Annotated in this window: 10 protein-coding genes, 1 other RNA gene and 1 pseudogene; 7 read left to right on the forward strand and 5 right to left on the reverse strand. The window is 72.3% G+C overall.

The genetic code is table 11. The annotated features are described in order from the left end of the window. Nucleotides 1–288: pseudogene (locus ABNT58_RS09240) on the forward strand (dihydroorotase); the annotation flags it as partial. 20 nt (nucleotides 289–308) lie between these two features. Here the strand turns inward: ABNT58_RS09240 and ABNT58_RS09245 are convergent. Both ABNT58_RS09245 and cysK read right to left on the reverse strand, forming a co-directional pair. Beyond that, nucleotides 309–2,525 carry a hypothetical protein gene (locus ABNT58_RS09245; protein ID WP_348753199.1) on the reverse strand — a complete coding sequence of 739 codons (2,217 nt, stop codon included), beginning with the start codon at nucleotides 2,523–2,525 and terminating at the stop codon, nucleotides 309–311. Between the two features lie 11 nt (nucleotides 2,526–2,536). Further along, complete coding sequence (gene cysK / locus ABNT58_RS09250; protein ID WP_348753200.1) at nucleotides 2,537–3,457, reverse strand: cysteine synthase A; 921 nt, start codon at nucleotides 3,455–3,457, stop codon at nucleotides 2,537–2,539. 60 nt (nucleotides 3,458–3,517) lie between these two features. Here cysK and rnpB point away from each other — a divergent pair. The 5 genes from rnpB to ABNT58_RS09275 all read left to right on the forward strand — a co-directional run bounded on the left by rnpB (nucleotide 3,518) and on the right by ABNT58_RS09275 (nucleotide 7,789). Continuing rightward, an RNA gene (gene rnpB, locus ABNT58_RS09255) (RNase P RNA component class A) lies at nucleotides 3,518–3,856 on the forward strand. Nucleotides 3,857–3,900: 44 nt separating this feature from the next. Continuing rightward, on the forward strand, nucleotides 3,901–5,106 hold the full coding sequence (locus tag ABNT58_RS09260) for a multidrug effflux MFS transporter (RefSeq protein WP_348753201.1): 1,206 nt from the start codon (nucleotides 3,901–3,903) through the stop codon (nucleotides 5,104–5,106). Between the two features lie 182 nt (nucleotides 5,107–5,288). Next, complete coding sequence (locus ABNT58_RS09265) at nucleotides 5,289–6,914, forward strand: response regulator (protein ID WP_348753202.1); 1,626 nt, start codon at nucleotides 5,289–5,291, stop codon at nucleotides 6,912–6,914. 79 nt (nucleotides 6,915–6,993) lie between these two features. Then, a complete protein-coding gene (locus ABNT58_RS09270; protein ID WP_348753203.1) occupies nucleotides 6,994–7,311 on the forward strand; it encodes a hypothetical protein in 318 nt (105 codons plus the stop codon). 127 nt (nucleotides 7,312–7,438) lie between these two features. Next, nucleotides 7,439–7,789 (forward strand): hypothetical protein, encoded by a 351-nt coding sequence (locus ABNT58_RS09275; protein WP_348753204.1) that lies wholly within the window; start codon nucleotides 7,439–7,441, stop codon nucleotides 7,787–7,789. A 41-nt stretch (nucleotides 7,790–7,830) separates the two neighbouring features. Here ABNT58_RS09275 and ABNT58_RS09280 read toward each other — a convergent pair whose 3' ends face one another. The 3 genes from ABNT58_RS09280 to ABNT58_RS09290 are packed head-to-tail and all read right to left on the reverse strand — an operon-like array spanning nucleotide 7,831 to nucleotide 11,094. Then, complete coding sequence (locus ABNT58_RS09280) at nucleotides 7,831–8,712, reverse strand: hypothetical protein (protein ID WP_348753205.1); 882 nt, start codon at nucleotides 8,710–8,712, stop codon at nucleotides 7,831–7,833. Nucleotides 8,713–8,751: 39 nt separating this feature from the next. Continuing rightward, nucleotides 8,752–9,861 (reverse strand): M14 family metallopeptidase, encoded by a 1,110-nt coding sequence (locus tag ABNT58_RS09285; RefSeq protein WP_348753206.1) that lies wholly within the window; start codon nucleotides 9,859–9,861, stop codon nucleotides 8,752–8,754. 42 nt (nucleotides 9,862–9,903) lie between these two features. After that, complete coding sequence (locus ABNT58_RS09290; RefSeq protein ID WP_348753207.1) at nucleotides 9,904–11,094, reverse strand: M20 aminoacylase family protein; 1,191 nt, start codon at nucleotides 11,092–11,094, stop codon at nucleotides 9,904–9,906. An 80-nt stretch (nucleotides 11,095–11,174) separates the two neighbouring features. On the opposite strand from ABNT58_RS09290, the gene ABNT58_RS09295 reads away from it, so the two are divergent. Continuing rightward, on the forward strand, nucleotides 11,175–12,620 hold a 1,446-nt coding region (locus ABNT58_RS09295), incomplete at its 3' end, for a molybdopterin-dependent oxidoreductase (protein WP_348753208.1).

The following is a 12,620-nucleotide window of genomic DNA, read 5'->3' on the forward strand; positions in this document are numbered from 1 at the left end:
CCGCATGCGGCGCATCTGAAAGAGCATGCGGGCGGCCATGCCGGCTGCTACACCGCGCTCACCGCGCTGGAGCTGTATGCCGAGGTGTTCGAGGCCGCCGGCGCGCTGGACAAGCTGGAGGCCTTCGCCAGCTTCCATGGCGCCGACTTCTACGGCCTGCCGCGCAACACCGGCCGCGTGACCCTGGTGCGTGAGGACTACCCGGTGCCCGAGGCGGTGCCGTTCGGCGATGCGCAGCTCAAGCCGCTGCGCGGGGGCGAGACGCTGCGCTGGCGTCTCGCCGCCTGACGCCCGGCGGCTTCACGCGCTCAGCCGCCGCCCAGGTTCAGCGTGGCGTCTTTCCACGCCGACCAGGCCACCGCGGCGATGGCGATCAGCACCAGCAGGCCGACGAGCGCGGCGATGATGCGTGTGCGCATCGAGGGCCCGCTGGCCCGCTGGCGTTGGGCAGCACGCGCCTGCGCTTCGTCGGGCGCGTCGGCCGGGGGCAGCATCAGGTCGGGCAGCTCGATGCGTGGCAGGCCGTGATCGGGCGCCGATGCGGCGCCGGCCGGCAGCGCGCCCGGGGCGCGGCGCGGCGGGGCCGGCGGCAAGGACCCGATGGCCGCGGCGATGGCGGCGCGCACTGCATCGTCGATCGGCTCTTCCTCTTCCGCAGTGGGCGCTGCCGGCGCACGGGCGGGGCGGTCGGGCGGCAGCTCGATGGGCTGCAGCTTCGGCAGCGCGGGCGCGGGCGCCGCGGCAAAGGCGGGCGCTGCCGGCTCGATCGGCTCAGCCCGCATCGCCGGCTCGGCAGGCGCGACAGGCGCGACAGGCACCACCGGTGCCGTGGGCGTCGTCTGCGTCGCCTGCTCGCTGGGCGCCACCTGCATCACAGGCACCACCGGCACCGCATGCAACGGCGGCTCCACACGGCCGTGCGCGGCGGCATTGGCCATCACTTCGGGAATCGGGTCGTGCGCGGGCGCGTTGTCGGCCGCGGCGGGTGCGGCCGGTGCGGGCGGCACGTCGAACGCGGGCTCGGGCGGGCCGGCCGTGAGGTGGGCCGTCAGCGCTTCGTTCGCTGCCAGCGTGGGCTCGGCGGCAGCGGTCGGGTCGGGCCGCGGTGCGCCGGGCCCCTGCGCAGCGGCGGGGCTGGGCGCCGGCCGATCATTGGCATCGGCATCGGCATCGGCATCGGCGGCGGCGGCGGCGGCATCGGCGGCAGGCACAGCGGTCGGCGGCGCCATGGCGGCCACGGCGGGCAGCGCCGGCTCGGCCATCGCAGCCGCCGACGCTGGCGCAACGGGCGCGGGCGGTGTCACCGGCCCATCGCCAGGTGCAGCAGGGGCTGCAGGCGCTACGGGCGGCTTGTCTTCCCAGGCATGGGCCACCGGCGGCGGCGCTTCATGCAGCGAGGGCCGGCCGGGCAGCGGGAAGGCGGCTGCAGGGCCGCCCTCGTCGCCCAGGGCCGCAGGCGCGGGCGACGGCCGGGGTGTGGGCCGCAGCGGCGCGGCCACGGCCGGCGGCTCGGCCACGGGGGCGCGCGCCGTCGCGGCCCGCAGCGAAGCGCCGATCGAGGGCGCGGGCCAGGGGCGGGTGGCGGTGGCGTCGAAGGCCTCGCCGCCGGGCAGGGTGACGTCCACCATGCCGGCGCCCGGGCCGCTGCTGTGGCGCAGCCCCATGGCCTGGCGCAGCGCCGCCATCGACTGTGGCCGGTCACCGGGCAAGGTGGACAGCGCCCGCTCCAGCGCATGCGACAGCGCATGGCCGATCGGCGCGCGGGCGCGCAGGGCATGGGCGGTGGGCGGCTCGCCGGAGGCGGTGACCGGCTGCGCCGACATCGCAAAGCGCGCCAGCGCCGCCAGCGCGTAGACGTCGCTCCAGGCGCCGCGGGGCAGGTGGCCGCCGGCCGGCAGCTGTTCCATCGGGGTGTAGGCCGCGTCCAGCGCACCCTGCAGCGAGCGGCGCACGGTGCCAAAGCCCAACAGCAGCGCCGGCCTTCCTTCGGCCAGGATCACCTGCTCGGGCAGCACATAGCCATGCACCAGGTTGGCGGCATGCAGCGCTTCCAGCGGCACCATCAGGTCGCTCAGCAGGTGGCGCAGGCCGCCTTCGTCCAGCGTGTCGGTGTACATCGCCCGCCACGAGGCCAGCGTGCGCCCGGGCGCAAACGGCATCAGCCGGAACACGGTGCCGCGGTCCTCGAACAGGCCGGTGACCGGCAACAGGCCGGGGATCTCCAGGTGGGCCAGCAGCCGTGCTTCTTCGACGAATGCCTGGCGCCCGGTGGCGAAGGCGCCGGCCTGGGCCTCGCTGCGCGGCGCCACCTGGCCTTCGGCGTCGCGCACGCACAGCGCGGGCACGAAGTACTCCTTGACCGCCACCGGGCGCCGCAGCATCGGGTCCACCGCGTGGTAGACGATGCCGAACTCGCCGACGGACAACACCGAGTCGATCACCACCCCGCCCACCCGGGTGCCGGGGGGCAGTGCGTATTCCAGGCCCGGCATCGCCGCGGCCGCCAACTTCAAGGGCTTGGGCACGTCGGGCTGCTTCACTCGGCCGGCAGGAAGCCTTCGACCGACAGGTAGCGCTCGCCGGTGTCGTAGTTGAAGCCCAGCACGCGGGCGCCGGCCGGCAGCTCGGGCAGCTTCTGCGCGATGGCCTGCAGCGTGGCGCCGCTGCTGATGCCCACCAGCAGGCCTTCTTCGCGGGCGCTGCGGCGGGCCATCTCGCGGGCGGCTTCGGCGTCGACCTGCACCACGCCGTCCAGCAGCGCGGTGTGCAGGTTCTTGGGCACGAAGCCGGCGCCGATGCCCTGGATCGGGTGCGGCGAAGGCTGGCCGCCGCTGATCACCGGCGAGGCGGTGGGCTCCACGGCAAACACCTTGAGCTGCGGCCACTCGGCCTTGAGCACCTGGGCGCAGCCGGTGATGTGGCCGCCGGTGCCCACGCCGGTGATCAGCGCGTCCAGGCCCTCGGGGAAGTCGGCCAGGATCTCGCGCGCGGTGGTGCGCAGGTGCACGTCGATGTTGGCGCTGTTCTCGAACTGCTGCGGCATCCAGGCGCCGGCGGTTTCGGCCACGATGGACTGCGCCTTGGCGATGGCGCCCTTCATGCCCTCGGCCCGCGGGGTGAGCACGAAGCGCGCGCCGTAGGCCAGCATCAGCCGGCGGCGCTCCACGCTCATGCTGTCGGGCATCACCAGCACCAGCGGGTAGCCCTTGACGGCCGCCACCATGGCCAGGCCCACGCCGGTGTTGCCCGAGGTGGGCTCGACGATGGTGCCGCCGGCCTTGAGCAGGCCGCGGGCCTCGGCGTCTTCGACCATGGCCAGCGCGATGCGGTCCTTGATGGAGCCGCCGGGGTTGGCGCGCTCGGACTTGACCCAGACATTGGCCGACGCGCCGAACAGGCGGTTGATGCGGATGTGGGGCGTGTTGCCGATGGTGGCGAGGACGTTGTCGGCGCGCATGGACGGTCTCCTTCTGGCGAAAAATTCTGAATGACGCTTGTACCGCGATAATCGCACGGTGAAGCAAGCCAGACCGCCGCTGGTGCGATCGTGGAAACACGGCACTGGAGGAAGGTCCGGACTGCACAGGGCAGCGCAGGAGCTAACGGCTCTCCACCGCGAGGTGAGGATCAGAGCAACAGAGACGAGTCGCCGCGGTTTGCGCCGCGGCGGGTGAAACGGGCAATCTCTGCGCGCAGCAACACCAAATAGGCACACGTTGATTCGGCCCGAGGAGTGTGCGGGTAGGTGGCACCGAGCCGTGTGGGCGACCCACGGCCCAGAGGAATGGCGGTCACGCGGCGGCGCCTGCAAGGGCGACGCCGTGCACAGAATCCGGCCTATCGGCTTGCTTCACACTTTTCATCCACCCGCGGGCGGCAGCCCGCTTACGGACGCTCGCCGTGAATCCCCAAGCTTCTTCCCTGTGGCGTGGCCCGCGCTGGACCCTGGCCGTGCTGCTGGCCTGCCTGGGCACCGTCGGGCCGTTTTCCATCGACACCTACCTGCCGGCTTTCTCCGGCATCCAGGCCTCGCTGGGCGCCACGCCGGCCGCGATGCAGCAGACGCTGTCGGCCTTCCTGTTCGGCTTCGCGCTGATGAACCTGTTCCACGGCGCGCTGGCCGACAGCTTCGGCCGCCGGCCGGTGGTGCTGTGCGGCATGGGCGTGTTCACGCTGGCGTCGCTGGGCTGCGCGCTGTCGCAAAGCGTGGGCTGGCTGGTGTTCTTCCGCGCGCTGCAGGGCATCTCCTGCGGGGCCGGCGTGGTGGTGTCGCGGGCCATCATCCGCGACATGTTTCCGCCGGCCGAGGCGCAGCGGGTGATGTCGCAGGTGACCATTTATTTCGGCGTGGCACCGGCGGTGGCGCCGATGGTGGGCGGCCTGCTGTTCGTGCACCTGGGCTGGCACGCCATCTTCTGGTTCCTGGTGCTGGTGGGCACGGCGCTGTGGCTCATCAACTGGCGGCTGCTGCCCGAAACGCTGGACCCGGCGCAGCGCCAGTCCTTCCACCCGCGGCACCTGATGGCCGGCTATCTGCAGCTGGGCGCCAGCCCGCGCTTCATGGCGCTGGCGCTGGCCAGCGGCATCCCGTTCAACGGCATGTTCCTGTACGTGCTGTCGGCGCCGGTGTTCCTGGGCGAGCTGCTGCACCTGGCGCCCACCCAGTTCTTCTGGTTCTTCTGCATCACCATCGGCGGCATCATGTGCGGCGCCTGGCTGTCGGGCCGGCTGGCCGGGCGCATCAAGCCCCAGCACCAGATCCGCCACGGCTTTCTCATCATGCTGGTGGTGTCGGTGGTGAACGTGGCGCTCAACCTGCTGCTGCCGCCGCACCCGGCCTGGGCGCTGCTGCCCATCGGCGTGTTCGCCTTCGGCTGGGCGCTGATGGTGCCGGTGGTCACGCTGCTGGTGCTGGACCAGGCGCCCGACCGCCGGGGCATGGCCTCTTCGCTGCAGGCCTGCGTGGGCAGCCTGGCCAACGGGCTGGTGGCCGGCCTGGTGGCGCCGCTGGTGATGCATTCGGCCATCGGCCTGGCGCTCACCTCCATGGGCATGATGCTCATCGGCGTGGTGGCCTGGGTGTGGGTCAAGCCGCGCGTGACCTGAAGCGCGGCGGCCCCGCTACGCCGACCCGAGGGGGCTGGCAAGGGCATATTCCCGCTGCGTGAAGGCTATGCTCGGCGACTATTCGCCCAATGCCGATGGACCAGCCGCCTACCCCCGCTTCCACCCGCCCGCCGTGGCGTCAATGGTGGCGGCACTGGCGGGCCCGGCCGGCTGCGCTACCGGTGGCTGCACCGGCCGAAGCCCCGTTGCCGGTGGCGCCGCCGCAGGCCGCTGCCGAGCCGGCGCCCGATGCGGCGCCGCTGCGCCAGGCCCTGGCGGCCAGCGAGGCCGCCAGCCGCGCCAAGTCCGAGTTCCTGGCCCACCTGGGCCATGAGATCCGCACGCCGATGAGCGGCATCACCGGCATGGCCGACCTGCTGGCCGCCACCCAGCTGGACGCCACCCAGCGCGGCTATGTGGAGATGATGCAGCGCTCGGCCGGCAGCCTGCTGACGCTGGTCGACCGGCTGCTCGACTTCACCCGCCTGGAAGCCGAGCCGCCGCGCCTGCGCGCCGAGCCGGTGGCCCTGCGCGGCCTGCTCGATGCCGCGGTGGCCGAGGTGTGGCCGCGGGCCCAGGCCAAGCGCCTGCTGCTGGAATGCCTGCTCGACCCGGCGCTGCCGGTGTGGGTGGCGGCCGATGCGGCACGGCTGCGCCAGGTGGTCAACCACCTGCTGGAAAACGCGCTGGAGTTCACCCCGGTGGGCCAGGTGCTGCTGGCGGCCCGGCCGGCGCCGGAGGGCGGTGTGCTGATCGAGGTCAGCGACACCGGCATCGGCATCGCGCCCGCGCTGCATGCCAGCGTGTTCGCGCCCTTCGTGCAGGCCGATGCCAGCCTGGCGCGCCGCCAGGGCGGCATCGGCCTGGGGCTGGCAGTGGTGCACCTGCTGGTGCAGGCCATGGGCGGCCAGGTGTCGCTGCAAAGCGAAGAGGGCCACGGCGCGCTGTTCCGCGTGTGGCTGCCGCTGCAGCCGCTGGAAGCGCCGCCCCCGGTCACCGCCGCGGCGCGTGAGGCGTTGCCACGCCGCGCGGCCGTGATCAGCGATGCGCCGGCCAGCCAGCAGGCCTGGCAGGCGCGCCTGCGCCACCTGGGCCATGAGGTGGTGGCCTCGATGACCTGGCGCGAGCTGGCCTTTGCGCCCGAGATGCTGAGCGCCCAGGCGCCGCATGCGGTGCTGTACGACGAACCGCACGACGGCTGGCCGCCCAACGGCCTGGACGACAGCCAGCCCGTGCCCTGGGAGCGGCTGCTCATCCTGCGCAGCGAGCCGGCGGCCCAAGCGTTGCCCGGCGGCCCCAGCGGCACCCGGCTGCAGCGGCCGGTGGACGACGCTTCGCTGGCCCGCGCGCTGGAATCGGCCAGCCGCGGCGGCGCGCCGGCCGCCGCCGCCACCGGTGCGCTGGCCGCCACCGGCGCCACGCCGCGCGGCCGCGTGCTGCTGGTGGAAGACCACGAGATCAACCAGGTGGTGGCCCGCTCGTTCCTGGAGCACCTGGGCTTCGAGGTGGACGTGGCCTCCGATGCGGCCGGCGCGATGGCGGCGCTGGACGCGCGCGACTTTGCGGTGGTGGTGATGGACTGCCAGATGCCCGGCATGGACGGCTACGAGCTGACCCGCCGCATCCGCGACGGCGAAGCCGGCTCGCGGGCGCAGCGCACGCCCATCATCGCGTTGACGGCCCACGCCACGCCCGCCGACCGCGAGCGCTGCCTGCAGGCCGGCATGAACGACTACCTGGCCAAGCCGGTGAACGTGCAGCTGCTGGGCAGCACGCTGGAGCGCTGGCTGGCGCCCACGCGCGAGTAGGGCGCGAGCAGGTCTTCTCCCCAGGCTGCCACCCCCGCGGCCACCCGGGCGATGGCGGCGGCGCTACCATCTGCGGCCGATGGACATCATCACCCGTGTGCTGGCCGGCATGGTTCTGGCCGTTTGCCTGGCGCTGCTCGTGCGCATGGTGATCGGCGCGCGCCTGCGCAGCCGCCTCGACGCCACGGCGCAGCGCCTGTGGCAGCGGGTGCGGCGCGGCCGGCCGCTGCCCACGCGCACCGAGCGGCGTGCCGACCCGAAAGAAGCTGCCCGCATGGCGCAGGAAGCCATCCGGCGCGCTTCCCGCCGCGGCCGCTGGGAGGGCAACGTCTACAAGCCCGACGCCTTCCGGCCGCCGACCGACGACAAGCCCACCGATCGCCGCAAGCCGCATTGATATGGTGCCCCCAAGCTCGCTACGCTCGCGCCCCCCAGGCGCTTGTGAAAGGGCCCTTCGGACCCTTGGGGATCTCAGCCCCTTGGGGCGGCCCGGCGGGGCTGAGGCCCCAGCCCCGGATGCCGCCATGCCAAGCCGAACCACGCCCGAACGATGGGTAGCCGAGACCGAAGGCCGCAGCCTGTTGAAGCTCGACATCCCGCCCGACGCGGTGCGCACCCGCAGCTTCGAGATCAGCTGCAGCCTGCAGGTGCAGGCGCGTGAGGCCACCGACGCCTGGCACGGCCTGAAGGTGCTGGTGGACGGCGCGCAGCAGTGGGCGCGCCGGGTGCCCACCCATGAAAGCGGCCGCGACAGCCTGGACGTGCGTTTCCGCAAGACGGTGGAGCCCGGCCAGCCGCTGCGGCTGTCGGTGCAGGCGGAGCTGCACCGGGCGGCGCCGGTGACGCTGCAACTGGTGGCCGAAGAAGAAACTTGAGTGGGTCACCCGGCTTCACGGGACGTGAAGCCACCGCGTGTTCAGGCGGGCGGGCTTGCGGCGGCTTGCAGCTCGGCCAGTTCCTGCTGGCACCAGGCCTGCTCTTCAGTGGGTAGCTTGGCGTGGTGGGCCAGCGCCGCGTCGCGGGCGGCGCTGAAGCCGGGTTCGTCGCCCAGGTCACGCTGCGTCACGGCCAGCAGCGCATGGGCGAAAAAGCGTTCGAAGTCGGGCGCGTCGTTCGCCTCGCACACCGCCAGGCAGCGGCGGGCGCTGTCGCGGGCTTCGGCGTGGCGGCCGGCCGCGCGCTGGCAGCTGCCCAGCCGGTGCTCGGCCCGCTCCACCTGCAGCCAGCCGCCGGCGCGCGACCAGTAGCGCAGGCCGGTCTCGGCGGCGCGCAGCATCAGCGCGGTGTCCGCCGCGCTGCGGTGCGGGTGCTGCTGCAGCTCGGCGGCGATGTTGTTGCCGGCCACGGCCAGCGCCCGCAGCGCGGGTGATCCGTCGGGCAGGCCGCCTTCGGCCAGCGCCAGCGCGGCGTCCAGCGCCTGCGCGGAGGCTTCGGTCTGGCCGCGGCCCAGCTGCATGGCGGCGGTGCCGGCCAGCACGGCGGCGCGGTCGGGGGTGCTCAGGTCGTCCAGTGCGCTGGCGTCGCCACTGGCGCAGCGCAAGGTGCGCTCGGCGCGCAGCACGGCGGCCTGGGCCGTGGCGTCTTCACCAGCCACGCCGCGCAGGCGGGCCAGCAAGGCCAGCGCCTGCGGCCACTGGCCCAGGTGCTCGCCGTACACATGGGCCAGCAGCGCAGCGAAGGGCGGTACATCGGCCGCGGCCTGCACCTGCGGCAGCATCTCGGCGATGCGCCGCGCGGTGGCTTCAGCGTCGTCGGCGTGCTGTTCCCAGGCGGCGGCGATGAGGGCGGAAAGATCCATGGCGGCACCGTGCGCGAGTGGCGGACGGTGCCGGTTCTATCACTTGCCTGGCGTGGCGGCCAGACCTTGCACCGCCTGCCAGGCAGCCTCGGCGCCTTGCTCGACGATGCGCTGCTTCCAGGCCGGTGTCTCGGTGTAGAAGGCCGCGCGCATGCGGCGCTCGATCTCGTGACGCTGCGGCGTGTCGCCCACCTCGGGGTGGTTCTCCAGCCACTGCGCGCCGCGCAGGCTTTCCAGCATCTCGCCCAGCGGCACGGTGCCGTATTCCAGCGCGATGCCGGTGTACTCGGCCTGGGCGCAGGCTTCGTCGGCCACGCTCCACATCAGACCCACCAGCGGCGAAGAGCTGGAGCTGCCGTCGTAGATGGAGGTCACCGCGTCGCCCCACCACGCGCGGGCGCGGGCCAGGGCGGCGGCGTCGTTGCGGCAGGCGAAGATGCGCTCGCCATGGCCCGAGGGGCCGAGGCCGGTGTGCAGGTCGATCCAGCCCAGCCGGCTGCAGCGGGTGGCGTGCTCGGCCAGCACATGGCGCAGCGTCTGCTGGCTCCAGGTGGGGTTGCGGCCGCCGTAGAAGATGCCTTGCGGGTGGTTGTACTGGCCGCCCGAAATCGCGGTCTGCAGCGCGCGCTCGCCATGCTGCCGGGCATAGGCCTCCAGCGCGGCCTGGGCGTCGGCCGAAGGCGGCCAGGTCTCGGGCACGATGTAGCCGGCCAGCTCGTCGTAGCCCGGGTTCTCGGGCAGCGGCCGGCTGAAGTCGTGCCAGTTGCGGTTGAGGTCGACGTTCTCGTGCGTGGTACGCCGGTTGAACGAAAAGCCCCAGGGGTTGAGCGCATGGATGTACAGCACCGCCACGCCGGCTTCCGCCGCACGGCGGGCGAAGGCGCCGTCGGCCAGCAGCGCGTTCTGCACGCCCGAGCCGCAGTAGCCCTCGATGCCGTGGCAGGCGCTGCTGACGATGAGCAGCGAAGCCGCGTCCGCCGGCCCGGCACGCGCCACGTCCATCGCCAGCGCCTCGCCGTCGCGGCCCACCAGCGGGTGCGGGTGGCTGTGCACATCCAGCCCGGCCGCGTCGGCCGCGGCAAGAAACTTCTGCCGCGCCTCGGCATAGGTGCTGGCGAAGCAGCGGTCGATGTCGGTGGTAATGCTCATGGGGGCCGGGTACTCAGGCAAGGAGGAAGGGGGCGCGCAGTGTCAGCGCGGCGCCAGCCAGCGCTCGGCCATGCGCACCCAGGCGGTGGCGCCCAGGGGAATCAGGTCGTCGTTGAAGTCGTAGCTGGGGTTGTGCAGCATGCAGGGCCCCAGGCCGTGGCCGCCTTCGCGGTGTGCGCCTTCGCCGTTGCCGATCATCAGGTAGCAGCCCGGGATCTTCTGCAGGAAGAAGCTGAAGTCCTCGGCGCCCATGGTCGGCTCGAAGGGCACCACGTTGTCGGCACCCACCACCTCGGCCAGCACGCCCTTGGCGAACTCGGTCTCGGCGTCGTGGTTGATGGTGGGCGGGTAGTTGCGCACGAACTCGAAATCGACCGTGCATTCGAAGGCGGCGGCGGTGTGCTCGGCCACTTCCTGCATGCGGCGTTGCAGCAGGTCCAGCACCTCGGTGGTGAAGGTGCGCACGGTGCCTTCCATCACGCAGCGCTCGGGGATCACGTTGGTGGCCTCGCCGGTGTGGATCATGGTCACCGAGATCACGCCGGTGTCGATCGGCCGCTTGTTGCGGCTGATGATGGTCTGGAAGGCCTGCACCATCTGGCAGGCGGCCGGCACCGGGTCGATGCCCAGGTGCGGCATCGCGCCGTGGGCGCCCTTGCCGTGCACGGTGATCTTGAACTCGTTGCTGGAGGCATAGATGGGCCCGCTGCTGAGCGCGAACTGCCCCACCTTCAGGCCCGGCCAGTTGTGGGCGCCGAACATCGCCTCCATCGGGAACAGGTCGAACAGGCCGTCCTTGATCATCTCGCGGGCGCCGCCGCCGCCTTCTTCGGCGGGCTGGAACACCAGGTACACCGTGCCGTCGAAGTGGCGGTGCCGGCTCAGGTGCTTGGCCGCGGCCAGCAGCATCGCGGTATGGCCGTCGTGGCCGCAGGCATGCATCTTCCCGGCGTACTTGCTGGCATGCGGAAAGTGGTTGTGTTCGGTCATCGGCAGCGCGTCGATGTCGGCGCGGATGCCGACGGCGCGTTTCGATGTGCCGTTGCGCACGATGCCCACCACGCCGGTTTTGCCCAGGCCGCGGTGCACTTCGATGCCCCAGTCGGTGAGCGCCTTGGCGATCAGGTCGGAGGTGCGCACTTCCTCGAAGCACAGCTCCGGGTGGGCGTGGATGTCTCGTCGCAGGCTGGCAATGCTGGCAGCGTCTGCCAGGATCGATTCGATCAATTGCATGATGAACAAAGCTCCAAGCAGGGAGCGGGCCAGTTTACGCCGGGCCCATGCCCCGCCTCGGCCTGTGCCATAGTGACCCGATGAGTTCGACCGCCATCGCTGAACGTACCGTGCGCGGCGCCTGCCCGCACGACTGCCCCGACACCTGCGCTATGCGCGTCACCGTGGCCGACGACCGGGTGGTCCGCATCCAGGGCGACCCTGACCACCCGCCCACCCACGGCGCGTTGTGCACCAAGGTCTCCCGCTACGCGGAGCGGGTGGAGCACCCCGAGCGGGTGCTGTTCCCGATGAAGCGCACCGGCCCCAAGGGCAGCGGGCAGTTCAAGCGGGTGAGCTGGGACGAGGCGCTGAGCGACATCGCGCAGCGGCTGCAGGCCATCGCGGCGCGCGATCCGCAGGCCATCCTGCCCTACAGCTACGCCGGCACCATGGGCCTGCTGCAAGGTGAATCGATGGCGGCGCGCTTTTTCCACCGGCTGGGTGCCTCGCTGCTGGACCGCACCATCTGCGCCAGCGCGGGCGCGGCCGGGCTGCAGGCCACCTATGGCGGCAAGCTGGGCATGCACCTGGAGCAGTTCGCGGGCAGCCGGCTCATCGTCATCTGGGGCAGCAACAGCATCGCGTCGAACCTGCATTTCTGGACCTTTGCGCAGCAGGCCAAGCGGGCCGGCGCCAAGCTGTGGTGCATCGACCCCCGCCGCAGCGAAACCGCCGACAAGTGCCACCGCCATCTGGCCCTGAAGCCGGGCACCGACGGCGCGCTGGCGCTGTCGCTGATGCATGAGCTGATCACCCAGGGCTGGCTCGACACCGACTACATCGACCAGCATGTGGAAGGCTGGCCCGAGCTGCGCGAGCGCGCGCTGCAATGGCCGCCCGAGCGCGCCGCGCAGGTGTGCGGCGTGGCCGCCGAAGACATCCGCGAGCTGGCCCGCGACTACGGCAGCACCCAACCCGCGGCCATCCGCCTGAACTACGGCATGCAGCGGGTGCGCGGCGGCGGCAATGCGGTGCGGCTGGTGGCCTTGCTGCCCTGCCTGACCGGCGCCTGGCGCCATCCGTCGGGCGGCATGCTGCTCAGTGCTTCGAGCTGGTTCGTGCGGGCCATCGACCATGCGGCGCTGCAGCGGCCCGACCTGATGGGTGCACGCCGGCCGCGCACGCTGAACATGAGCACCATTGGCGACGAGCTGCTGCGCGAGGCCGGCCCCGGCTTCGGCCCAAAGGTGGAGGCGGTGGTGGTCTACAACAGCAACCCGGTGGCGGTGGCACCGGAGTCGCGCAAGGTGGTGCAGGGCTTTGCGCGCGAAGACCTGTTCACCGTGGTGCTGGAACACTTCATGACCGACACCGCGGACCATGCCGATTACGTGCTGCCCGCCACCACGCAGCTGGAACACCTGGACCTGCACACCAGCTACGGTCACACCTACGTGCTGCTGAACCAGCCTTCGCTGACGCCGCGCGGCGAGGCCCGGTCCAACACCGACATCTTCCGCGCGCTGGCCGCGCGCATGGGCTTC

The organism is uncultured Aquincola sp., assembly GCF_964001545.1.
Lineage (GTDB): Bacteria > Pseudomonadota > Gammaproteobacteria > Burkholderiales > Burkholderiaceae_C > Aquincola.